The organism is Nocardia miyunensis NBRC 108239 (genome assembly GCF_001613065.1).
In the GTDB taxonomy this organism is placed as follows: domain Bacteria; phylum Actinomycetota; class Actinomycetes; order Mycobacteriales; family Mycobacteriaceae; genus Nocardia; species Nocardia miyunensis.
On sequence record NZ_BDBQ01000068.1, the window covers coordinates 1 to 23,235 of the forward strand.

The 23,235-nt window shown below is 68.5% G+C and carries 19 protein-coding genes; 1 reads left to right on the forward strand and 18 read right to left on the reverse strand.

The annotated features are described in order from the left end of the window. Nucleotides 1-473 (forward strand): PucR family transcriptional regulator (locus NM2_RS28860; protein ID WP_169816251.1); only part of this gene is annotated, 473 nt, incomplete at its 5' end. Between the two features lie 363 nt (nt 474-836). Here the strand turns inward: NM2_RS28860 and ileS are convergent. The 18 genes from ileS to NM2_RS28950 all read right to left on the reverse strand — a co-directional run bounded on the left by ileS (nt 837) and on the right by NM2_RS28950 (nt 23,219). Then, a complete protein-coding gene (ileS, locus tag NM2_RS28865; protein WP_067675061.1) occupies nt 837-4,013 on the reverse strand; it encodes an isoleucine--tRNA ligase in 3,177 nt (1,058 codons plus the stop codon). 321 nt (nt 4,014-4,334) lie between these two features. Beyond that, nucleotides 4,335-4,535, reverse strand: a complete 201-nt coding sequence (locus tag NM2_RS28870; RefSeq protein WP_040821458.1) for a hypothetical protein — start codon at nt 4,533-4,535, stop codon at nt 4,335-4,337. Nucleotides 4,536-4,640: 105 nt separating this feature from the next. Beyond that, nucleotides 4,641-5,477, reverse strand: coding sequence for a DivIVA-like cell division protein Wag31 (wag31, locus tag NM2_RS28875; protein WP_067675064.1), 837 nt, complete (start codon nt 5,475-5,477; stop codon nt 4,641-4,643). Between the two features lie 73 nt (nt 5,478-5,550). Further along, entirely contained in the window at nt 5,551-5,853 is a 303-nt protein-coding gene (locus NM2_RS28880) for a YggT family protein (protein ID WP_067675067.1), read from the reverse strand. A 123-nt stretch (nt 5,854-5,976) separates the two neighbouring features. Then, nucleotides 5,977-6,762 (reverse strand): cell division protein SepF, encoded by a 786-nt coding sequence (locus NM2_RS28885; protein ID WP_067675070.1) that lies wholly within the window; start codon nt 6,760-6,762, stop codon nt 5,977-5,979. After that, the gene (locus NM2_RS49420; protein WP_157121373.1) at nt 6,759-6,923 is read right to left on the reverse strand and encodes a hypothetical protein; all 165 of its coding nucleotides are present in this window, start codon (nt 6,921-6,923) and stop codon (nt 6,759-6,761) included. Before NM2_RS49420 ends, NM2_RS28885 begins: the two co-directional genes overlap by 4 nt. A 183-nt stretch (nt 6,924-7,106) precedes the next feature. Then, on the reverse strand, nt 7,107-7,859 hold the full coding sequence (locus NM2_RS28890; protein WP_067675073.1) for a YggS family pyridoxal phosphate-dependent enzyme: 753 nt from the start codon (nt 7,857-7,859) through the stop codon (nt 7,107-7,109). Between the two features lie 133 nt (nt 7,860-7,992). Then, on the reverse strand, nt 7,993-8,697 hold the full coding sequence (gene pgeF / locus NM2_RS28895) for a peptidoglycan editing factor PgeF (RefSeq protein WP_067675076.1): 705 nt from the start codon (nt 8,695-8,697) through the stop codon (nt 7,993-7,995). Between the two features lie 274 nt (nt 8,698-8,971). Then, nucleotides 8,972-10,204 (reverse strand): cell division protein FtsZ, encoded by a 1,233-nt coding sequence (gene ftsZ, locus NM2_RS28900; RefSeq protein ID WP_067675078.1) that lies wholly within the window; start codon nt 10,202-10,204, stop codon nt 8,972-8,974. A 364-nt stretch (nt 10,205-10,568) separates the two neighbouring features. Then, complete coding sequence (locus tag NM2_RS28910) at nt 10,569-11,243, reverse strand: cell division protein FtsQ/DivIB (RefSeq protein WP_084531661.1); 675 nt, start codon at nt 11,241-11,243, stop codon at nt 10,569-10,571. A gap of 5 nt (nt 11,244-11,248) precedes the next feature. Beyond that, nucleotides 11,249-12,823: a UDP-N-acetylmuramate--L-alanine ligase gene (locus tag NM2_RS28915; RefSeq protein ID WP_067675087.1), complete on the reverse strand. Its 1,575-nt coding sequence runs from the start codon at nt 12,821-12,823 to the stop codon at nt 11,249-11,251. Then, a complete protein-coding gene (gene murG / locus NM2_RS28920; RefSeq protein WP_067675090.1) occupies nt 12,820-13,980 on the reverse strand; it encodes an undecaprenyldiphospho-muramoylpentapeptide beta-N-acetylglucosaminyltransferase in 1,161 nt (386 codons plus the stop codon). Before murG ends, NM2_RS28915 begins: the two co-directional genes overlap by 4 nt. After that, a complete protein-coding gene (gene ftsW / locus NM2_RS28925; RefSeq protein WP_067675093.1) occupies nt 13,977-15,398 on the reverse strand; it encodes a putative lipid II flippase FtsW in 1,422 nt (473 codons plus the stop codon). Before ftsW ends, murG begins: the two co-directional genes overlap by 4 nt. 9 nt (nt 15,399-15,407) lie before the next feature. Then, nucleotides 15,408-16,862, reverse strand: coding sequence for a UDP-N-acetylmuramoyl-L-alanine--D-glutamate ligase (murD, locus tag NM2_RS28930; RefSeq protein ID WP_067675123.1), 1,455 nt, complete (start codon nt 16,860-16,862; stop codon nt 15,408-15,410). 49 nt (nt 16,863-16,911) lie between these two features. Then, nucleotides 16,912-17,988 (reverse strand): phospho-N-acetylmuramoyl-pentapeptide-transferase, encoded by a 1,077-nt coding sequence (mraY, locus tag NM2_RS28935; RefSeq protein WP_067675096.1) that lies wholly within the window; start codon nt 17,986-17,988, stop codon nt 16,912-16,914. Beyond that, a complete protein-coding gene (locus tag NM2_RS28940; protein WP_067675099.1) occupies nt 17,985-19,544 on the reverse strand; it encodes a UDP-N-acetylmuramoyl-tripeptide--D-alanyl-D-alanine ligase in 1,560 nt (519 codons plus the stop codon). The genes mraY and NM2_RS28940 overlap by 4 nt, the downstream gene beginning before the upstream one ends. Next, on the reverse strand, nt 19,541-21,244 hold the full coding sequence (locus NM2_RS28945) for a UDP-N-acetylmuramoyl-L-alanyl-D-glutamate--2,6-diaminopimelate ligase (RefSeq protein ID WP_067675103.1): 1,704 nt from the start codon (nt 21,242-21,244) through the stop codon (nt 19,541-19,543). The genes NM2_RS28940 and NM2_RS28945 overlap by 4 nt, the downstream gene beginning before the upstream one ends. A gap of 175 nt (nt 21,245-21,419) precedes the next feature. Next, entirely contained in the window at nt 21,420-23,219 is a 1,800-nt protein-coding gene (locus NM2_RS28950; RefSeq protein ID WP_084531658.1) for a peptidoglycan D,D-transpeptidase FtsI family protein, read from the reverse strand. Nucleotides 23,220-23,235 lie beyond the last annotated feature (16 nt).

Genomic DNA, 23,235 nt, shown 5'->3' on the forward strand with positions numbered 1-23,235 from the left:
CCGGGCTGCGCCTGCGCGCGGCCATCGCGGCGCCCGTGGACGGGCTGGCCGACGCGGCCCGCGCCCGCGCCGAGGTCGACCGCGTCCTGGACCGCACCACCGACCTGCCCGACGCGGATACGGTCACCACCCTGGCTCACTCGCGCACCACGGTCCTGCTCGCCGAGATCCTCACCCTGATCGGTGATCAGCCCCAGCTACGCGACCCCCGCCTGGACACACTCGCGGACTACGACGCGAAGTACTCCGCCGATCTGCTCGCCAGCCTGGACGCCTACCTGGCCCGCCGCGGCGATGTCCGCACGGCCGCAACGGATCTCAGCATCCACCCCAACACCCTGCGCTACCGCGTCCGCCGAGCCACCCAGCTGATGGGCCTGGACCTGGACTCGGCCCCCGACCGCCTCCTGCTGGAAATCCAGCTCGCGGTGCACCGCCTGTCCACTCCGCCCCCGGCCGAAATGCGAGACTGAGCCGCACCCCACGAAACTCATCCGAGAATCATTGTCCCGCGAGGGATCGCCTGATACTCACCAGCCACCGCCCGCGCCGGGACATCTCGGCGATCAGGACGGCGATATCCACGCATCATCACCGCCCCGATGACGGGTGCCCGCCAACGGCAGGCCCGTGATCCGCAACGCCGCGTTCATCCCGAAGCGCGCGAGGTATCGCGGGATTAGGCGAACGCCCGCCCGGCATCGACATGCCGATCACCACTCGCCCGGATTTTCTTGTCCCCAGGAGGGTCACGACGCCGAGACCGGCTGTGTCCGTAGGGATCCCACTGTCCCTACGGACACATCGACCGGGGTACGGCGACGCTGCCGGAGTGCTCAGGCCTTGGTGACCGACACCCGGACGCCACCGACCACCTCGGCGGCCCCGGGGCCCGCGTCGGCGAATGTGAGTGTGGTGGCGAGGATTTCACCGGCGATCAGGTCACGATGGGCGTGCGCCCAGGCGGCTCGATCGTCCGGGACGTCCAGGACGACGGTGATGCGGTCCGAGACGTCCAGCCCCAGGGATTTGCGCGTCTCCTGCAGATCGCGGATGAGGTCGCGGGCCCAGCCCTCGGCCTCGAGTTCCTCGGTGACCTCCGAATTCAGCACCACCAGACCGGCATTGCCGGGCAGGGCGGCGGTGGATTCGGGTTCGGCGGCGACCAGGCGCTGGGTGTACTCCTCGGGCAGCAGCTCCACACCGGCGGCGCTGACCACGCCCTCCGGGCTCTCGGACCACTCCCCGGCCTTGACCGCCTTGATCACCGTCTGCACCTGCTTGCCCAGGCGCGGACCGGCGGCACGAGCGTTCACGACGAGCTCGAAACGCCCGTGCGCGGCGACGTCGGTGGTCAGATCGACGCGCTTGACGTTCACCTCGTCGGCGACGATATCGGTGAACGGCCGCAACCGCTCCGCGTCCGCGGCGGCGATGGTCAGCTCGGACAGCGGCAACCGCACCCGCAGGTTCTGGGCCTTGCGCAGGCTCAGCACCGTCGAGCACACCGTCCGCACCTCGTCCATGGCCGAGACCAGTTCCGCGTCCGCAGGCAGGTCCGACGCCGCGGGCCAGTCGGTCATGTGGACCGAGCGGCCACCGGTCAGGCCGCGCCAGATCACCTCGGACACCAGCGGCAGCAGCGGGGCGGCCAGCCGTGTGGTCACCTCGAGCACCGTGTGCAGGGTGTCGATGGCGTCGTTGTCCTCCTCCCAGAACCGCGAACGCGACCGGCGCACATACCAGTTGGTGAGCGCGTCGGCGAAGGAGCGCAATTCGTCACAGGCCCCGGCGATGTCGTACACGTCCAGCGCCTCGGTGATCACGTCGCGAGTGCGCGCCAGCTTGGCCAGGATGTACCGATCCAGCACATGCGACGAATCGGTGCGCCAGGCGCCCGGCTTGGGGGCGTACAGCTGCAGGAAGGTCCAGGCGTTCCACAGCGGCCGCAGCGCATGGCTCACGCCCTCGCGGATACCGCGCTCGGTGACGATGAGGTTGCCGCCGCGCAGGATCGGCGAACTCATCAGGAACCAGCGCATCGCATCCGAGCCGTCGCGGTCGAACACCTCGTTGACGTCCGGGTAGTTGCCCTTGGACTTGGACATCTTCAGGCCGTCGTCACCGAGCACGATGCCGTGCGCGGCGACCGTTTTGAACGCCGGGCGATCGAACAGCGCCGTCGCGAGCACGTGCATCTGGTAGAACCAGCCGCGCGTCTGCCCGATGTACTCGACGATGAAGTCGGCCGGGTTGTGGCCCGCCGCCTCGCCCGTGCCGTCGAACCAATCGCGGTTCTCGAAGGGGTAGTGCACCTGCGCGAAGGGCATCGAACCCGAATCGAACCAGCAGTCCAGCACCTCCGGCACCCGTCGCATCACCGACTTGCCGGTCGGGTCGTCGGGATTGGGCCGCGTCAGCTTGTCGATGCCGGGCCGATGCAGATCGTCCGGACGCACCCCGAAGTCCCGCTCGAGCTCGTCCAGCGACCCGTACACGTCGACGCGCGGATAGGCCGGGGCATCGGAGATCCACACCGGGATCGGGCTGCCCCAGTAGCGGTTCCGGCTGATGTTCCAATCCCGAGCGCCCTCGAGCCACTTACCGAACTGTCCGTCGCGGATGTGGTCGGGCACCCAGGTGATCTGCTGATTCAGCTCCACCATCCGGTCCCGGAACTCGGTCACCGCCACGAACCAGGACGGCACCGCCATGTAGATCAGCGGCTGCCCGGAACGCCAGCTGTGCGGGTAGGAGTGCTCGATCGTCTCGTGCCGCAACAGCTTTCCGGCCGCCTTCAGATCCTTGATGATCACCGGATTGGCGTCGAACACCATCAGGCCCTCGTACGGCGGAACCATCGAGGTGAACCGGCCGCCCGGAGTCAGCGGCTGCACCAACTCGATCCCGTTGGCGGAGGCCACATCCATGTCCTCCTCACCGAACGCGGGCGCCAGATGCACCACCCCGGTACCGGATTCGGTGGTGACGTAGTCCGCGCTGAGCACGCGATGCGCGTTCGGATGGCCGACGAAGAAGTCGAACGGCGGCTCGTACCGGAGGTCGACCAGGGCCGCGCCGGAGTACTCACCGAGCACCTCGGGTTCCGCGCCGAACTCGCGGGCGTACTGCGAGACCCGTTCGGCGGCCAGCAGATAGCGTTTGTCGTCCTGCCCGCGCACCTGGACGTAGGTCACGTCCGGATGGACCGCGATCGCCAGGTTGGACGGCAGCGTCCAGGGGGTGGTGGTCCAGATCAGCGCGTTGACGCCGTCCAGATCGCGCAGCGGATGGTCCGCCGGTACCCGCAGCGGCATGTCCACGGTGACGGCCGGGTCCTGACGCATCTTGTAGGCGTCGTCGAGCCGGGTCTCCTGATTCGACAGCGGCGTCTGCTCGTACCAGCTGTAGGGCAGTACCCGGAATCCCTGGTACACCAGCCCCTTGTCGTACAGCGTTTTGAATGCCCACATCACCGACTCCATGAAGTCGAGATCCAGGGTTTTGTAGTCGTTGTCGAAATCGACCCAGCGTGCCTGGCGGGTCACATAATCGCGCCACTCACCGGTGTAGCGCAGCACCGAGGATTTGACAGCGGCATTGAATTCCGCGAGGCCCATCTCATCGATCTGTGATTTGTCCGTGATACCGAGCTGCTTCTCCGCCTCGAGTTCCGCGGGCAGCCCGTGACAGTCCCAGCCGAATCGCCGATCGACCTTCTTACCGCGCATCGTCTGAAAACGCGGGACCAAATCCTTGACGTATCCGGTCAGCAGATGACCGTAGTGTGGCAAACCGTTGGCGAACGGCGGACCGTCGTAGAAGACGAACTCGTCTCGGCCCGAACGGTTGTCGATGCTGGCGCGGAAGGTGTCGTCGGCGGCCCAGTAGTCCAGGACGCGTTGTTCCAGCTCCGGGAAGGAAACCTGTCCCCCGGCGCCCAGATCGACGCGCGGATAGGTGTCCCGGACAGCATTGGGATCTGTCTTGCGGGGGTTTGTCTCGTCCGCCATGTCGGGACGTCTCTCCTCGTGCCGCTACGCGCCGTAGGCGCAGTCCGTGGGCACGGGGACGAATATCGGCGCCGGTGCGCCGAGACCGCGGTACCACCCCGCTTGCCCGGCGCAATGGTGATAGCACCGGACCTCTCGTTGTGAGCTGTGACGGGCTCGCCCGTTCGGTTCTACTGAGCGCCGCAGCTCACGAGGCCGCGTAGCCGTTCTTCCGAAGGCTCCCCGGTGATTGCCGGATCAATGCCGTGGTTACAGGTTTGATTGTAGCCAGTGCGGTCAAAACTATTTCCGACCGCGGTTGGGTTCGCATCGTGCGGCGGCTCACCGCTTGACGTGCCGACCCGGACGCGTCTGGGTGTCATCGTCGGAGTCGCGCATCGACAGGGCGCTCACCAGCAGCAGAACAGCGCCGATGACGCATACCACTATGCATCCCCAGGCCCACACCACCGAACCGGTGGTCAGTGCGGCGACCAGGAGGCCGAATCCGATAGCCGCGAGAACAAGTGTCAGGACGAGCATGGTCACCCCCTAGGCGGGCCTGCTGGCTCGACGAACTTTCGACCACGGCCGCGGCTGCGAGCACCGGACTCCGGGCTGGCGGAGCGGCGGTCAGCCGAAGCGAAATTACTTGCCGCCCTTGGCGAATGACGCAGGGGCGTGGTTGCCGTTGGCGCCATCGAAGGCCTCACCACCATCGACCGGTACCGCCGAACCGCGGTTCTCGAGCTCTTCGAGCTGGGACTCCAGGTAGGACTTCAACCGCACCCGGTACTCGCGCTCGAATGTCTTGAGCTGCTCGATGCGGCTCTCGAGCACGCTGCGCTGCTGGGTGATGGTGGCCATGATCTCGCTGTGCTTGCGCTCGGCGTCGGCCTGCAGGGCGTCGGCCTTCTCCTTGGCCTGGCGCAACTGGTTGTCCGAACGGCTCTGCGCGTCGGACAGCAGCGTCTCGGCCTTCTGCCGCGCCTCGGAGACCATGCCGTCGGAGCGGGTGCGCGCCTCGGTGACCAGTCGCTCGGAATTCGCCCGCGCGTTGGACAGCAGCGTCTCCGCCTCGGTCTTGGCATCGGTGGTGAGCCGGTCCGCCATCTCCTGGGCCAGGCTGAGCACCTTGGCAGCCTGTAGGTTGGCGTCCGCCGCGCTCGGATCCTTCATCGGAGCGGGTGCGGCCACCGGCATGGGGGCCGGCGGCGGCACCGGAGCGGGCTTGGGTGGTTCGGGCTGGGGCGGAGCGGATTTCACCGCCTGCGGCATCGAGCGGGGCGCCGCCTTCGCGTCGGACAGCTCGGCATCCAGCTCGGCAACCCGCTGGCGCAGATCCGCGTTCTCCTCGATGAGGCGTGAAAGCTCCTGCTCGACCAGATCGAGGAACGCATCGACCTCGTCCTCGTTGTAGCCGCGCTTCCCGATCGGCGGTTTGCTGAACGCGACGTTGTGCACATCGGCTGGGGTCAGCGGCATGGAAGGATCCCTTCACGCTTCGTACGGAGGTCTAGCGGTAGATCTTGCAAGCTATTCTTCACGACCCATTCTGTCACACCGGCGCGTGCGCCTGCCCGAGCCCGCCCGTGACCGTCATCAAGATGAACACGATGAATATCAACACCATAATCGACAGATCGAGCCGAATTCCTCCCAAGTTCACCGGTGGTATCAGCCGCCTCAGCAGTTTCACCGGCGGATCGGTGATCGTGAAGATCACCTCCAGCACGATGGCGACCGCCCCGCGCGGGTGCCAGTCCCGGGCGATGCTGCGGATGAACTCGACGATGATCCGGCTGATGAGCAACAACCAGAATACGAACAGCAGGTAGTTCAACACACTGAACAGGGCCACCCGCCCACTCTGCCTCAGATTCGGTGTCCTGCAAACTCCCCGCGCCGTCTCAGGCGGCGCGGCATCCCCCGCGCGTCGCGCGCCGACCCGATGACGGCCGCGGCACGACGTCCGATTCGAGCGTTATTTCTGGTTGTAGAAGCCGGTTTCGGCGATGCGGCGGCGCTCCTCGGCCGATACGTCCACATCGGCCGGTGAGAGCAGGAACACCTTCGTGGCGACCTTGTCGAACGAGCCGCGCAGCGCGAACGCCAGGCCCGCGGCGAAGTCGACCAGACGCCGGGCATCGGCGTTGCTCATCTCCACCAGATCCATGATCACCGGAGTGCCGTCGCGGAACCGCTCGCCGATGATGGCCGCCTCGGTGAAGGTGCGCGGCCGCAGTGTCGTGATCTTGGACAACGGGCCTCCGTCCTCGAAGACCGGCGAACGGCGCGGGGCCGGCTCGAAACGAGCCCGCTCCTCCAGTCGCCGCTCTTCCATCCTGCGCTCGACCTCCGGGTCGACCGCCAGCGCGCCGTGCGTGGTACCGCGGATCATCGACGGCCCGCCACCGAGGCCGCGCGAGCGCCCCGATGGCGCGGACTCGATTCGGGTCGGCCGACGCGACGGCTCGTAACGGTCGTCGGAATACGCGTCGTCGGCGAATTCGCTCCGCCGAGACACTGTGTAGCCCGGCTGATACGGCGCCTTGTAGGCGGGCTCGGAGTAGCTCTGCTCGGGCTCGTAGCGATCGTCGTCGAAACGCGAACGCCCCGCACCCTCGTAGCGAGGCTCGGGGAACTCCCGCGACCGACGCGCGGGCCGATCCTCGATCCCCCGAGGCCCGCGATCGTCGACGTAGTCGTCCTCGTACTCCTCGAGCGGAACCATGCCGAAGTACGCCTTGAACCTGTGCAGCGTGCTCATGCCTCCACCTCGCTGACGCTCGGCTCCAGCACGAGCACGCTCGTGGCCGCGCTGATGACTCGCTCGCTGCGCTCACTCATGGCCTCCCCCTCGCTGACGCTCGGCTCCAGCACGAGCACGCTCGTGGCCGCCTCGATGATTCGCTCGCCGCGCTCGATCATGCTCCCACCTCGCTGACGCCCTCCCGCACGAGCACGCTCGTGACTGCCTTGACGACTCGCTCGCTGCGCTCGCTCATCCTGGTCGACCTTCCTACGGCCCCGGTTGACCTGGGGTGTTGAAGTCTTGCTCAATCCTCTCAGCCTCAAGCATATGTTTCGAATGTGACTGATGAGGTTTGTTTGCTATCCCGAGGTTATCGGTCGAGCGCCCATCAAGGCAGTACCGACACGCACACAGGTGGACCCGTGTCGAATCGCGGCCTCGAGGTCTCCCGACATGCCTGCCGACAGTTCGGTCCCCGCGGGGTGTCGCGCTACAAATCGGACATGCAACTCGGCCAGCCGAGCGAACTCGGCATCCGGATCCGAATCCAGCGGAGGAATCGCCATCAGGCCCGCGAGCTGCAGATTCTCCAGGCCCGCAACATGGTCCGCGAGTTCGGGCAAATCGCCCGGAGCGATGCCCCCGCGGCCCGGATCGCGATCGAGGCCGACCTGGAGCAGAACCCGCAGCGGCGTCTCCCGCAGGCCCGCCTCCCGGGCCGCGCGCACACCCACGTCAAGAGCCGTTGCCAGCCGGGCGCTGTCCACCGAATGGACCGTATGCGCCCACCGGGCAACGGCTTTGGCCTTGTTGCGTTGCAGGCGGCCGATCATGTGCCATTCGACGCCGGGCAGATCGGACAATTCGGCCGCCTTCGCGGTCGCCTCCTGCTCGCGTGACTCACCGAATTCGCGTCGCCCGAGCCGGTACAGGATCGCCACATCCGAGGCCGGGAAGAACTTCGTGACCGGCAACAATCGCACCTGCGCCGGATCCCGCCCGGCCGCGCGGCACGCCGCGTCGACACGTTCGAGCAGCCCGGTCAGCGCGGTCGACAACTCGCTCGTCCGCGTGCCGGATTCCGTAGTGGCCCTGCCGAATTCGCCGATCATGATTCCTCTCCCTCGAATGCGATTCGTATCACGATCCGTCCGGGCGTGTCCCGTCGATTTCCCGGATACCGCGTTCCGACCCGCCCGCGCACTCGGCGATCGAGTGTCCGGGCACGCCCGAGCCGCGGCCGGATCAGGCCGGGGAATCCGCGGATTCGCGCCAGATGACCCCGGCGATGCGACCGGTCGGCGCACCCCGGCGATGACTGAACAGGGTGGCATCCTCGATCGTGCAGCGCGGATCGACCGCGACCGCGCCCACACCGGCCGCCTCGAGCTGGTGGCGGATCCCCGCCCGCAGATCCAGGCCCGGGGTGCCCTGCGCGGTGGTGGTCGCGCTGCCGGGCAGATGGGCCTCGACGTCCGCGCGCATCGCGGCGGGCACCTCGTACCGCGCGCCGCTCGCGGCCGGGCCGAGGAACGCGCCGATGCGATCGGGCCGCGCACCGACCGAGATCATCGCCTCCAGCACGCGCGGCACGATCCCGATCCGCGCACCGACCCGGCCCGCGTGGACCGCGGCGATTACCCCGGCCTCGTCATCGGACAGCAGGATCGGCACGCAGTCGGCGGTCAGCACGACCAGCGCGAGGTCCGGGACGGTGGTCACCAGCGCGTCGGTCACCGGCACCGGCTCGGCCCGCGGCCCGTCCACGATCGCCACCGTGCGACTGTGCACCTGTTCCATCCAGACCAGCCGCTCCGGCGCCAGCCCGATCCCCTCGGCCAGCCGAACCCGGTTGCGCCGCACCGCCTCCGGATCATCACCGACGTGATCACCCAGATTGAACGAGTCGTACGGCGCACGGGAGAATCCACCCGCTCGTGTGGTGGTCACCCGCCGGGTTCTCCCCCGCCTCTCCGCGACTTCAGCGTGCCGTGGGGTGCCCGAAGACTCGTGCGTCGGGCCGACGGCTCCGGCGGATGGTCGGATTCTGGACGTTCCCGGTGAGTTACCCATGTCCAACCGAAATCAGTTGTTGCTTTGGCATACCCCGAGATTAGTAGCCTTCCTTACCGGCCACTCCCTCGAGCCGGACCGTGCCCGGCCAGCTGTACAGACACAAGCACCCGCCCCTTTGCGCGGGAGCGGGTGCTTCTCGGGAAACTGCCTAGCGACGCATGAACGAGGGAACGTCCACGTCGTCGTCGGTGTCCTCGTCCGGCGGCTGGATGTGGCTGCGCGAGTTGTGGGCGACCGTGGGCTCGACGGCCGGGCGGGGTTCGTAGGACGGGGCGGGACCGCGCGAGACCGGGGTCGGTGTCGCGGGAGGAGGAGCCGGATCCGCGGTGCGGTTGGGGAAATCGGTGCCGCGGCTGTGGGTCTGACCGACCTCGCCGGCGCGCGCCGAGCCGATAGTGGAGCGGGTGACCGGCGCGTCCAGGCGACGGGTCGGGGCGCCGCTGTCGAATCCGGCCGCGATCACCGTGACGCGCACCTCGTCGCCGAGCGAATCGTCGATGACCGTACCGAAGATGATGTTCGCCTCGATGTGCGCGGCCTCCTGCACGAGCGAGGCTGCCTCGTTGATCTCGAACAGGCCCAGATCCGACCCGCCCGCGATCGAGAGCAGCACACCGTGCGCGCCGTCCATCGACGCTTCCAGCAGCGGCGAGTTGATCGCCGCCTCCGCCGCCTTCACCGAGCGTCCCTCGCCCCGGGACGAGCCGATGCCCATCAACGCCGAACCGGCGCCGGACATCACGCTCTTGACGTCCGCGAAGTCGACGTTGATCAGACCCGGCGTGGTGATCAGATCGGTGATGCCCTGAACACCGTTGAGCAGCACCTCATCCGCGGAACGGAAGGCGTCCATCAGGCTGACCGCCGCATCGCCCAGTTGCAGCAGCCGGTCGTTCGGGATGACGATCAGCGTGTCGCAGGACTCGCGCAACGCCTGGATGCCGGCCTCGGCCTGATTGCTGCGCCGCTTGCCCTCGAAGGAGAACGGGCGCGTCACCACACCGATGGTCAGGGCGCCGAGTTTGCGGGCGATGCTGGCCACGACCGGCGCGCCGCCGGTACCCGTGCCGCCGCCCTCGCCGGCGGTGACGAAGACCATGTCGGCGCCCTTGAGCACCTCTTCGATCTCGTCCTTGTGATCCTCGGCGGCCTTGCGGCCCACCTCCGGATCCGCACCGGCGCCGAGGCCGCGGGTGAGCTCACGCCCGACGTCGAGCTTGACGTCCGCATCACTCATCAGCAGCGCCTGCGCGTCGGTGTTGACGGCGATGAACTCGACTCCCTTGAGTCCCTGTTCGATCATTCGGTTGACGGCATTCACACCGCCGCCGCCGATACCGACGACCTTGATCACTGCAAGGTAGTTGTGCGGGGGCGTCATGGGCTCTCGCCTTCCTTCGATCTAAGCCTGTCGTTTTCGGATTCCCGGCAGAGCACCGAGCCGCGGATGGTTTCGATCCGGCCGACCCGGGCTTCCGCCCGAGCAAACCCTCAACCTCAACCATAGGGTTGGCGTTATGTCAAGTATCCGACTGCTGCGGAACGCTATTCGTACCCGCCGCAATCCGCGCGCAGGCGCGCCGACGCGAGAACCAGAATCTTGTGCGATCCGTCTCGTCCGAGCCCGCCCCGTATCGTACCGCGAACAGCCGCTCCAGGCAGGGGGAATCGTTGCCGGTGTACTCATGGGCTCCGGCGCGCATCGTGACACGCACCGAAAACACCAACGGCACAACGGGTATCACTCACCTTACCGTGACGAGATCGGGAGTCGAAACGTCGTATACCTGTCCGGGCCGAGTCAGCACCGGAACGACCACCTCCGCCTTGCGCGCCGAGTCGGCCGCGCCGCCCCACAGGACGGTGCGCCCATCTCGCAGTTTCAGCTCGATATCCGAAACCGACCGCGCCACAACCTCACCCACTCGACCTCGTAAACCCTGCGATGCCGCGGTGAGCACCGTCACCGCCGCGCGAGTCACCGGGTCGCTATCCCCCGGACGCTTCGTCGTCAGCTTCGGCACGCCGGGAGGCGGTGGCTCGATGGCGAATTCGACGCCGTCCGCGTCGAGCAGGTGCGGCCCCTGCGGAGAATCGAAGTACAGGACCGCGGTGCGCTCCTCGACCGTCACCCGGACCGTCGAGGGAAACACCCGCTGCACCCGCACCGAATGCACCTTCGGGATCACCGCCACCCGGTGCGCGATGTCGTCGGTGTTCAAGCGCAGTATCGAAACACCCTCGGGCACCTGCAGCACATCGCGCACCTGCTTCTCGGGCACCGTCTCCAGCCCCTGGATCGTGACGGTACGCACCGCCAGCAGCGGGGTGAACCACGCCACGAGGGCCAGCACCACCACGACTCCCGCAACCGCCAAGCCCCACAGGACCATTCGACGTGACGGCGGCCGCGGACGCATCGTGATCACCGTACGGTCGGCGGGCGCACCCGCAATCCGTCGAGGATCTGCCCGCCGAGCATCGTCACATCGCCCGCGCCCATGGTGATCACCACGTCACCCGGACGGGCCAGTCCGGCGGCCTGACGGCCCACCCGCGACATATCCGGTTGGTAGTGCACGGGTTTGGACACCGACTGGGCCACCAGTGCGCCGTTGACGCCCGGCAGCGGTTTCTCCCGCGCGCCGTACACGTCCAGCACGACGACCTCGTCCGCGACGTCCAGGGCCGCGCCGAACTCGGTCGCGAATGTCGCAGTGCGGCTGTACAAATGGGGCTGGAACACCACGATCACCCGGCCCTGCCGCGAGCGCGCGCCGTCCGCGGCCTCCTGCCGCACCAGCTCCGCCGCCGCGCCGAGCACCGCGCGCACCTCGGTCGGATGATGGGCGTAGTCGTCGAACACCCGCACGCCGTTCTCCCGGCCGACGAACTGGAATCGCCGATGCACCCCGCCGAAACCCTCGAGCCCCTGTAGGACCTCACCCAGATCGGCGCCCGCGTCCCGCGCGGCCAGCAGGGCGGCCAGGGCGTTGAGGGCCATGTGCCGTCCGGGCACCGACAGCCGCAGCGTGCGCGGGGCGGATTCGTCGGCGAGCTGGAAGGTGGCGACACCACCCACGTCGCGTGGCTCCCAGGACAGCAGCCGCACCCCGACCGGAACCGGAGCGTCGGCCAATTCGCCGGAGCCGTAACCCAGTACGCGGATGTTCAGCTCGCCCCCGCGTACGGTGACGTCCGGATCGGGGTCGGATGCCCGCGCGTCCGAGCCCGTCCCGGAAGCGACGCCCAGCCGCCCGGCGACCCGCTCGGCCAACGCTCGCGACCCCGGATCGTCGAGGCACACCACCAGCAGCCCACCCGGGGTGAGCCGATCGACGAAATCGTCGAAGACCTGGACGTACGCCTCGTCGGTGCCGAAGAAATCCAGGTGGTCCGATTCGATGTTGGTGACCACCGCGACGTCCGGATCGTATTGCAGCAGTGAGCCGTCCGACTCGTCCGCCTCGGCCACGAAGTAGCCGCCGGTGCCGTGATGGGCGTTGGTGCCCGCCTCGTTCAGCTCACCGCCCACGGCGAAGGACGGATCGAATCCGCAGTGCTGCAACGACACCACGAGCATCGAGGTCGTCGAGGTCTTGCCGTGCGTCCCGGACACCAGCAGCGTGTGATGGCCGTGCATGAGTTCGGCGAGCACGGTCGGGCGCAGCAGCACCGGCACCCCGCGCCGCTTCGCCTCGACCAGTTCGGGATTGGTCTTCGGGATGGCGGCGTAGGTGGTGACCACCGCACTGGGCCCGCCGGGCAGCAGATCCAGCGCACCGGCGTCGTGACCGATGCGGACCTGCGCACCCCGCGCCCGCAGCGCGAGCACACCGCGGCTCTCCTTGGCGTCGGATCCGGAGACCGATCCGCCGCGGGCGAGCAGGATCCGGGCGATCCCGGACATCCCGGCCCCGCCGATACCGACCATGTGCACCCGCTGCAGTAGCGCCGGTAGCTCACCGGGCGCGACGGTCGTGTCCTGTTTCTCGGTCATCGCCCGGCCACCTCCACCACGATCCGCGCCACCGCGTCGGCGGCGTCCCGATGCCCGGCGCCGGCGGCGGCCACGGACATCCGCGACAGCCGCACCGGGTCGGTGAGCAGCGGAATCACCTCATCCATCACATATTTCGCGGTCAATTCCGCATCGGCGACGATGGTGCCGCCGCCCTTGGCGACGATCGGCCGCGCGTTGAGCTCCTGCTCGCCGTTACCGTGCGGCAGGGGCACGTAGAACGCGGGCAACCCGACCGCCGACACCTCGGCCACCGTCATCGCACCCGAGCGGCACACCGCCGCGTCGGCGGCCGCGTAGGCCAGATCCATCCGCGACACATACGGCACCGCAACATATTTCGCCGCGTCACCGGGCGCGGGTTCCGCGATCTGCAGGGTGTTCTTCGGACCGTGCGCGTGCAGGACCGAGATTCCCGCGGCCAGCAGTTGGGGCGCTGCGGCCGAGACCGCCTCGTTGAGCGTGCGCGCACCCTGCGAACCACCGAACACCAGCAGCACCGGCCCGTCGGCGGGCAATCCGAAATGCTCCCGCGCCTGCTCGCGCAGACCCGCCCGATCCATCGTCGCGATCGACTCGCGCACCGGAATCCCGACGATCTCCGCATCGGCGCGCCCCGGCGCCCGCACACCCGAATTCGCCACCGCGGCCAGCACGCGCGCGGCGCGGCGCGCGCCGACCTTGTTCGCGATACCCGCCTTCACATTCGCCTCGTGCACCACCACCGGCACCGACCGGCGTCCCCGCAGCCCGCGCCCGGCCGCCAGATAGGCGGGCAGGGCGACATATCCACCGAATCCGATGATCACGTCTGCCTCGACCGCATCGATCACCGCCCGGCTGCGCGCGACCGCGGCACGCACCCGGCCCGGCAACCGCAGCAGATCCGCGGTCGGCTTGCGCGGCAACGGAACCGGCGGAATCAACTCGAGCCGATACCCGCGCTCGGGCACCAGCGTCGTCTCGAGGCCGCGTTCGGTGCCCAGCGCCGTGATCCGGATCGTCGGATCGAGGCGGCGCAGCGCGTCCGCGACCGCCATGGCCGGTTCGATGTGACCGGCGGTGCCACCGCCCGCGACGATCACCGAAAACGCCCGTCCCCCGGAATCGGGCCCGACGCCGCCGCTCCTGGTCACCTGGACTTACCCCGTTCTCTCGCATGTGTCATCCGATAGCTGGGCTCCCAGGCCCGCGTGGTCCGCATCGAGGCGGTGCCGCGGCGTTCGCGCCGTGCGGAATCCGAATCTACCCGTCGGCGGGCCGCGGGCAATTCCCGCCGCGTCGGCGAGGTTCCGGAACCGCCGCGAGTGCGCGCCGCCGCGTTGCGCGACGGCGGATACTTCTCCGGCTTCGGCAGGCGCAGCAGGCGGCTGAACCGGCCGTCCTGTCCGGCGTGCAGGGCCGCGACGGCCTCGGGTTCGTGCCGGGCGGCACTGGCGATGACGCCGAACATCAGCAGGGTGATCGCCAGCGAGGAACCGCCCGCCGAGACCAGCGGCAGCTGCAGACCGGTCACCGGCAGCAGACCCACCACATAGCCGATGTTGATCAGCGCCTGACCGGTGATCCAGGTCGTCGCGGTGGCGACCAGCAGCCGCAGGAACGGATCCGCCGAACGGCTCGCGATCCGCAGACCCGTGTAGACGAACAGCGCGAACAGGCCCAGCACCAGTGCGCAGCCCAGGAAGCCGAGTTCCTCGCCGATGATCGCGAAGATGAAGTCGTTGTGCGCGTTGGGCAGATAACTCCACTTGGCCCGGCTCTGCCCGAGCCCGCGGCCCCAGATCCCGCCGTCGGCCAGGGAGAACGTCGCCTGACGCGCCTGATATCCGATGCCCTGCGGATCGTCACCGGGGTTGAAGAACGCCCGCATGCGATCCGAGCGGTACCCGGCCGTCATCGCCAGCACCAGCGCCGCCGCCACACCGGACGCGCCGATCGCGACGAACAGCCGCACCGGCAGCCCGCCGAACCACAGCAGCGCCACCAGGATGATGCCCACCGCGATCGTGGTCGACAGGTTCGGCTCCAGCACGATCAGCAGACAGCACAGCAGACCCGCCGGGACCAGCGGCATCAGGATCTCTTTGTACCCGGCGTTCTCCGCGCGACGCGTGGCCAGCAGATGCGCACCCCAGATGATCAGGGTGACCTTGACGATTTCCGAGGGCTGCACGTGGATGAAGCCGATATCGAACCAGCGCCGCGAACCCTGCGCCTGCGAACCGATGCCCGGAATCAGCACCAGCACCAGTGCCAGCACCGATATCGCGAACATCGGAAAGGACAGTCGGCGCAGGGTGCGAAAAGGGATTCGCAACGCGAGATAGAACAGCACCGCACCCAGCACGGCGAACAGGAGTTGCTGGATGAACAGCGAATAGGCCGATCCGTCGTCGGCGTACGACTCCACGCTCGACGCCGAGAGCACCATCACCAGACCCAGCACGGTGAGCAGGGTCGCGATCGTGACGACCAGATGGAACGAGGCGAGCGGACGCGCCAGCCAGGCACCGAACCACGTACCAGCCCCTTTGCGCGCCGCCTTCGTCACGCTGTCTCCTCACTGGCCCCCGGTGCCACCGATATCTCCTTCGTCCAGCGCCTGCACCGCCGCGACGAAACTGCGTCCCCGGTGGGTGTAGTCGGCGAACATGTCCAACGACGCCGCGGCCGGGGCGAGCAGCACCGTGTCACCGTTGGTGGCGTAGCCGGCGGCGATGCGCACGGCCCGCGCCATGACCGCGTCCGCCCCATCGATCTCGGAGGTGAGTTCCGCACCCATCCCAGCATCGTCACCCGAACCGAGCTCGACGACCGGGACATCAGGGGCGTGTCGCGCCAATGCCGCGGCGATGACCGGGGCGTCCTTACCCAGCAGCACCACCGCGACGAGACGTTCGGCCACCTCCTCGACCAGATCGTCCACGTGCGCGCCCTTGAGCAGTCCCCCGGCGATCCAGACGACCTGAGCGTGCGCCTGGATCGAGCAACGCGCCGCATGCGGATTGGTGGCCTTGGAGTCGTCGACGAACTCCACGCCCGACAGCTCCCGCACCGAGGCCGCGCGATGCGGGCCCACCTTGTGCTCCTGCAGGCCTTCCTTGACGAATTGCGGTGCGACGTCGATGGATCGGGTCAGCGCGGCCGCCGCGAGCGCGTCGGCCACACCCGCCGGGCCGGGCGGGCTGATATCGCGCACCTCGGCCAGAATGGCGGCCTTGGTGAACGCGCGATCGAGCAGTTTGCCGTCCACGACGCCGAGTTCGCCGTCGGCCGGGACGCCGACGCGGAAGCCCACCGTGCGCCGGGCCCGCGAGCGGCGTGCCAGCGCGGCGGCGACCGGGTCGTCGAGGCCGACCACGCCAACCCGGCCCATCAGCGCGCGGGCCTTGGCCGCCGCGTACGCGTCCAGGCCACCGTGCCAATCCAGATGATCCTCGGCCACATTCAGCACCACACCGGCCTCCGGCCGTACCGAGGGAGCCCAGTGCAGCTGGAACGAGGACAATTCCACCGCGAGCACCTGCGGACCCGGCGTGCGCCGCAACGCGTCCAGAATGGGCAGGCCGATATTGCCGCAGGCGACGCTGGCGATTCCGGCCGCGCGCAGGATCGCGTGCGTCATCTGGGTCGTGGTGGTCTTGCCGTTGGTTCCGGTGATCACCAACCACTTGCGCACCGGCCCGTACAGCCGCGCCTGATCCACCCACCAGGCGAATTCGACGTCGCCCCAGACCGGTACTCCCTCGGCGACCGCGGTGGCCAGCACCGGGGAATCGGGCCGCCAGCCCGGACTGGTGATCACCAGTGCGAACCGGTCCAGCCCGCCGGGCTCGAGCAGGCTCTCCCCGGTGGCGGTGTCCAGGCCCAGTTCCGCCGCCTCGGCCATCGCCTTGGCGCCGGCGTCGGTGACCACCGGTGTCGCGCCGATATCACGTAGCGGATCGATCAGCGAGCGACCCGATATGCCCCAGCCGGCCACGAGAACATCACGGCCACGCAGGAATTCGAGCATGGGGCCCGGCGATCGCAGGGCCCGCGGAGTGTGTTCGACCATTGCTGCTTTACCCGACCTGAGAGAGGTATTCGCTGTAGAACAAGCCAAGTCCGATCGCCGACGCTATGCCGGCGAGTATCCAGAACCGGATAATCACCGTAGTCTCGGCCCATTTGCTGAGTTCGAAGTGGTGGTGGAACGGCGCCATCTTGAACAGTCGGTTGCGTGTGGTGCGGTAGACCGCGACCTGCAGCACGACCGAGGTGGTCTCGGCGACGAACAGCGCGCCGATCACGATCATCAGCAGTTCGGTGCGCGTGGTGATCGACAGTCCGGCGATCAGGCCGCCCAGCGCCAGCGAACCGGTGTCGCCCATGAAGATCTTCGCGGGAGCCGCGTTCCACCAGAGGAATCCGATACAGGCGGCCGCACCCGCGGCGCACACCAGCGCGAGGTCCAGCGGGTCGCGCACGTTGTAGCAGCCCGCCTCGGCGTGCACCGAACACGCGTTGCGGTACTGCCAGAAGGTGATGATCACGTACGCGCCCAGCACCAGGCTCATCGAGCCCGCGGCCAGGCCGTCCAGGCCGTCGGTGAGGTTCACCGCGTTGGACCAGGCGACCACCACCAGGCAGACGAAGGCCAGGAAGATGATCACCCCCATCGACACGGTGGTGATGTCGCGGACGTAGGACAGGTGGCGGCTCGCCGGTGTCTGCTTGTTCGCGCCCGGGAACTGCAGCGCGAGCACGCCGAACACCACTGCCGCGGAAAGCTGTCCGATGTACTTGCCCGCCGCGGTGAGGCCGAGGTTGCGGCCCTTGCGCAATTTGATGAAGTCGTCGATGAAACCGACCGCGCCCAGTGCGGTGGTCAGCGCCAGCACCAGCAGACCCGACACCGTCGGTCCCTCGGCGCGATAGCCGATGCCGATCAGGTGCGAACCCCAGTACCCGGCCCACAGTCCGACCAGGATCGCCACGCCGCCCATCGTCGGCGTGCCGCGCTTGGCCTGATGGCTGGCCGGGCCGTCGACCCGGATCTCCTGGCCGAAGCCGCGTTTGGCGAACATCCGGATCAGCAACGGCGTCAACAGGATCGACACCGCCAGCGCGATCGCCGCTGCGAAAAGAATCTGCCTCATCGAACCGCTTCCGTGTCCACAGGAGGCACTTGCGAGCCCTCCGTACCGGCGCCGGGCGCTGCGATGCCCGGCGCGAGATGCTCTGCCACCGCCCACAATCCGACGGAGTTGGATGCCTTGACCAGCACCACGTCGTCGGCCGCGAGCTCCTCGTCGAGCACCTCGAGCGCGGCAGCGATATCGGGAACCAGGATCGACTCCTCACCCCAGGAGCCCTCCATCACCGCACCCTGATGCAGTGCGTGCGAGGGACGTCCGGTGCCGATCACGATGAGCCGGTCCACGTCCAGCCGGACCGCCAGGCGGCCGATCCGATCGTGTTCGACCACCGAATCCTCACCCAGCTCGGCCATTTCGCCGAGCACCGCCCAGCTGCGCCGTTTCCCGGCGGGACCGCCGTGCGCACCGGCCCGGGCCATGGTCACCAGCGCCTTGAGCGCGGCGCGCATCGAATCCGGATTGGCGTTGTACGAATCGTTGACGACCGTGACACCGTCCGGGCGGGTGCGCACATCCATCCGATGTTTGGATGCGGCCCGCGCGCTCGACAGCGCCTGCGCGATCGTGGCGAGGTCGGCACCGCATTCGAGCGCCACCGCGGCCGCGGACAATGCGTTGGCGACCTGATGCTCACCGTGCACCGCCAGATGCACCGGCACCTCGGAACCGTTGGCCCGCAAGGTGAACCGGGCCCGCGCGGACTCGTCGAGCTGTACGTCCAGCGCCCGCACGTCCGCGTTCCCGGACTGCCCGGTTGTGACCACCCGCGCCACGGTGCGCGCGGCCATGGCGGCCACATTCGGATCGTCGGCATTGAGCACCGCCACGCCGGACGAACTGAGCGCCTCCACCAACTCGCCCTTGGCCCGCGCGATCGCCTCGCGACTGCCGAATTCGCCCAGGTGTGCGGTTCCGACGTTGAGCACCACACCGATGGACGGGGGCGCGATCTCGGTGAGCGCCTTGATGTGGCCGGGCCCGCGCGCGGACAGTTCCAGCACCAGGAATCGGGTGTCCGCGTCGGCCCGCAGCGCCGTCCAGGGGAAACCCAGCTCGTTGTTGAACGACTCCGGCGGCGCGACCACCGTTCCGAGCGGGGCCAGCACCTGGGCCAGCAGGTCCTTGGTCGAGGTCTTACCGGACGAACCGGTGACGCCGACGACGGTCAGCTCACCGCTCGCGGCAAGGCGATCCACGCTCGCGCGAGCCAGTCTCGCCAGTGCCGCCAGCACCGCGGCCGCCGAGCCGTCGGTGTCGTGGGCCAGTACGTAGGCCGAACCGCTGTCGGATTCGGTCCGCGCGACCGGGCCGACCACGACGGCAGGCACACCGACCGGCCGGGCCGCCAGCACCGCGACCGCACCGGCGGCCACCGCGGCGGCGGCATAGTCGTGCCCGTCGACCCGCGCACCCGGCAACGCCAAGAACAGATCTCCGGAATTGATTCGGCGCGAATCGAATTCGACCACGCCCGTCACCGTCACCGCGGGATCGGGAACATCGTGCAGCGTGCCGCCGACGATCTCCGCGATCTCCCGCAGGGTCATCTCGATCATGAAACCGTCAGGTCCTTGTCATCGGGCGCCGATCGCCGGCAGAGGGCCTCCGCCAGCACCTCGCGGTCATCGAACGGATACTTCACACCCGCAATCTCCTGCCCTGTCTCATGCCCCTTACCCGCCACCAGCACCACGTCGCCGGACCGAGCCCAATCCACCGCCGCGGCGATGGCGGCCGCACGATCACCGATCTCGGTGACCTCACCGCGTTCGGACTCGGCCATACCGAGCGCTCCCGCGCCCACCGCCGCCCGGATCGCCGCGGGATCCTCACTGCGCGGATTGTCGTCGGTGATGATCACCAGTTCCGCACCGCGCGCTGCGGTCGCACCCATCAGCGGGCGTTTGCCGGCGTCGCGGTCGCCGCCCGCGCCGACCACCACGGCCAGCCGCCCGTTCGAACCTTTCAGATATTCGCGCAGGGTCGCGATGACCGATTCGACCGCGGCCGGTTTGTGCGCATAGTCGACCACGGCCAGGAAGTCCTGTCCGCAGTCCACGCGTTGCATCCGGCCCGGCACGTCGACCTCGGCGAGCGCCCGCGCGGCGACCCGCGGGTCCACCCCGGCCGCCGCACACACCGCGATCGCGAGCAGGCCGTTGGCGATGTTGTAGCGGCCCGGAAGACGCAGCCGCACATCGAGTTTCACGACCGGCGCGGAATCGGCGGCCGCAGCGGACGGTTCGGGGCTCACCTGGCCGCGCACGCCCGGACCGACGGCGGTGAACTGCTGCTCGCCGCCGTCCAGCGTGGTCACCGCGACCGCGCTCCAATCCGGTTCGGCGCCTTCGGCGACGGGACCGAGGCCGGTCGACACCGCAACCACCGGGGCACGCCCGCCCACCTCACGGGCCAGGCGGCGGCCCCAAGCGTCGTCGACGCAGATCACGCAGGTCTGTGCCGCCACCGACCAGGACGACGAAGTTTGCGACAGCGGGGTGTGCGAGTCCGGGACGAACAGTTTGCGCTTGGCGGCGTAGTAGTCCTCGAAATCCGCGTGGAAGTCCAGGTGGTCCTGGGACAGATTGGTGAACGCGCCCACCGCGAATCGCACACCGTCCACCCGGCCCAGCGCGAGGGCGTGACTGGACACCTCCATCACCACCGCCTGCACGCCCTGCTCGACCATCAGCGCGAACATCGCATGCAGTTGCGGCGCTTCGGGTGTGGTGAGCGCGCTGGGCACCCGCTGCCCGCCGATGCGGGTCTCGATGGTGCCGATCAACGCGGTGCGCAATCCGGCCGCGGAAAGTCCCGCCTCGACCAGATAGGAGGTGGTGGTCTTGCCGGAGGTGCCGGTGATGCCGAGCACCTGCAACCGCTGCGACGGATTCCCGTAGATCGACGCGGACAACTCGCCCAGCACCGCGCGCGGATTCTCGCGGACCAGCACGGGCACCGACAGCGAGCCGATCAGCTCCGCACCGGCGGCATCGGTGAGCACCGCGACCGCGCCGCGCTCGACGGCGTCGGCGGCGAACCGAGCGCCGTGCGCGTGCGCACCGGCCAGCCCGGCGAACAGATCACCCGCCTGCACGGCATTCGAGCGTTGCTCGATTCCGGTGATCACCACCCCGGAGAGCTCACCGGCGCCGACGCCGGAAAGGCGCGCCCCCGTGAGCTCGACGACCGTCTGCAACTCCGTCGACGGTGGCACCGCCGGACGCAGCACCTGCGGGCTGGGCTGCACGGGCACGAGGCTCCTCTCAGTCACAATGCGGCTCTACTCGGCAAATCCGCCGCGGACGGGTTTCGGATCGACGAGTCAGGGTACCGACGCTGGATCACAGCCGGGCAACGCGGCTGGGTATTGCGTGGGTCCCCGTGCATGGTATTGGCCCGCCCATTGTGACCCGACACCGCCCGGCCGTTCACATCGCCTGCAGCACAAGCTCTTTCGCCGACGGCGAGGGCGGCACCCGGTCACGCTGCAGCGCCCACGACGCGATGTTGTGGAACAGCGGGGCCGCGGACTGCCCACCGCTGCCGTCGGTGCTGCGCACCGGAGCGTCCAGCATGATGCCGATGACATAGCGCGGATTGTCCGCCGGCGCCATCCCGGCGAACGTGATCCAGTAGCGACTCTCGGAGTAGCAGTGGCACGCCTGATCGATCTGCTGTGCGGTGCCGGTCTTCCCGGCGATCTGATAGCCCGCGATTGCCGCGGGAGTACCGGTGCCCTGCTGATACCCCATCGGGTCCTTCTGCACGATGGCCTGGAACATCTGCCGCAACGTCCGCGCGGTCTCGGCGCTCACCACCCGGACGCCGTCGGGCTGCTTCTCCTCGGAGCGGCTGCCGCCCGGTTTGGCCTCGGACTTCACGATCCGCGGCGGAATCCGCACGCCGTCGTTGGCGATGGCCTGGTACATCCCGGTCATCTGCAGCAGCGTCATCGACAGGCCCTGTCCGATCGGCAGGTTCGCGAAGGTCGAACCGGACCACTGGTCGCGCGGCGGAACCCGGCCCGCGCTCTCGCCGGGCAGGCCTACGCCGGTGCGCTGACCGAGCCCGAACCGCTTCAGCATGTCCGCGTAACGGTCCTCGCCGATCTTCTGGGCCAGCATCAGGGTGCCCACGTTCGAGGATTTGCCGAAGATTCCCGTGGTGGTATACGGCATCACGCCGTGCGACCAGGCGTCGTGCACGGTGACCCCGCCCATATCGATGCTGCCCGGGACCTGATGTACCTCGTCCGGGGTGGTCAGGCCGTATTCGATGGCCGCGGAGGCGTCGACGATCTTGTTCACCGAACCCGGTTCGAAGGCGTCGGTGACCGAGGGGTTGCCCAGATTGGTGGAACCCCAGTACTGCGGCTCGGCGGGGTCGAAGGTGCCGTCGTTGGCCATCGCCAGAACCTGCGCGGTGTGCGCGTCCAACACCACGACCGAGGCGTCCTTGGCGCCCGACATGTCCTTGGCCTGCTGCACCTGCTGCTGCACGTAGTACTGCAGATCCGAGTCGAGGGTGAGCTCCACGTCGGTGCCGTTGACCGCGGGATGCCGGTTGCGTTCACTGCCCGGAATCATCGCGCCGTCCGAGCCCTGATCGTAGGTGTGCGATCCGTCGGTGCCCGCCAGGATCGAGTCCAGCGAGGATTCGAGTCCGACCTGGCCGTGCCCGTCCCAGCCCGTGGCGCCGATGATGTTGGCGGCCAGCGAACCACCGGGATAGACCGGTTTGTCGTGACGTTCCTTGCCGACCTCGGGGAATTTGTCGGTGATCTCGGTGGCGATCCGCGGATCGACGTCCCGCACGAGATAGACGAACGAGTCCTTGCTGTTCAGTTTGCTGAGCAGATCCTGCTCCGAGGGGGCATCCTTGCCGAGCTTGTCGTGAATGGCCTTGGCGATGGCCTTCAGCCGCTTGTCCGGGTCGGGGGCCTTCGCGCTCTTGGCGTGTTCCTCGGCGAGTTCCTTGCGCACGATGACCGGCTGAAAGCTCAGCCACTGGGTGGCGACGGTGAAGGCCAGCGACTTGCCGTTGCGGTCGACGATCGAACCGCGCAGCGCGTAGTCGATCTTGTGCACGGTGCGCTGGGTCGCCGCCTCGGCCGAGAGCTTCGGCGCGGAAACCGTTTGGATCCACAGCAATTGGAGCGCGACAACCAGCAGGGCCACCAGCATCACGATCCGGCCGGTGCCGAACCGTAATCGCGAGGAGGAGTCCATGCCCGCGCCGCGCCGG

Coding starts and splice junctions, on each gene's coding strand:
- ileS (WP_067675061.1), bottom strand. CDS start 4,013: ATGGCGGACGAGACAAACCCCCGCAAGACAGATCCCAATGCTGTCCGG.
- NM2_RS28870 (WP_040821458.1), bottom strand. CDS start 4,535: ATGCTCGTCCTGACACTTGTTCTCGCGGCTATCGGATTCGGCCTCCTG.
- wag31 (WP_067675064.1), bottom strand. CDS start 5,477: ATGCCGCTGACCCCAGCCGATGTGCACAACGTCGCGTTCAGCAAACCG.
- NM2_RS28885 (WP_067675070.1), bottom strand. CDS start 6,762: ATGAGCACGCTGCACAGGTTCAAGGCGTACTTCGGCATGGTTCCGCTC.
- NM2_RS49420 (WP_157121373.1), bottom strand. CDS start 6,923: ATGATCGAGCGCGGCGAGCGAATCATCGAGGCGGCCACGAGCGTGCTC.
- NM2_RS28890 (WP_067675073.1), bottom strand. CDS start 7,859: ATGATCGGCGAATTCGGCAGGGCCACTACGGAATCCGGCACGCGGACG.
- ftsZ (WP_067675078.1), bottom strand. CDS start 10,204: ATGACGCCCCCGCACAACTACCTTGCAGTGATCAAGGTCGTCGGTATC.
- NM2_RS28910 (WP_084531661.1), bottom strand. CDS start 11,243: ATGCGTCCGCGGCCGCCGTCACGTCGAATGGTCCTGTGGGGCTTGGCG.
- NM2_RS28915 (WP_067675087.1), bottom strand. CDS start 12,823: ATGACCGAGAAACAGGACACGACCGTCGCGCCCGGTGAGCTACCGGCG.
- murD (WP_067675123.1), bottom strand. CDS start 16,862: ATGCTCGAATTCCTGCGTGGCCGTGATGTTCTCGTGGCCGGCTGGGGC.
- mraY (WP_067675096.1), bottom strand. CDS start 17,988: ATGAGGCAGATTCTTTTCGCAGCGGCGATCGCGCTGGCGGTGTCGATC.
- NM2_RS28940 (WP_067675099.1), bottom strand. CDS start 19,544: ATGATCGAGATGACCCTGCGGGAGATCGCGGAGATCGTCGGCGGCACG.
- NM2_RS28950 (WP_084531658.1), bottom strand. CDS start 23,219: ATGGACTCCTCCTCGCGATTACGGTTCGGCACCGGCCGGATCGTGATG.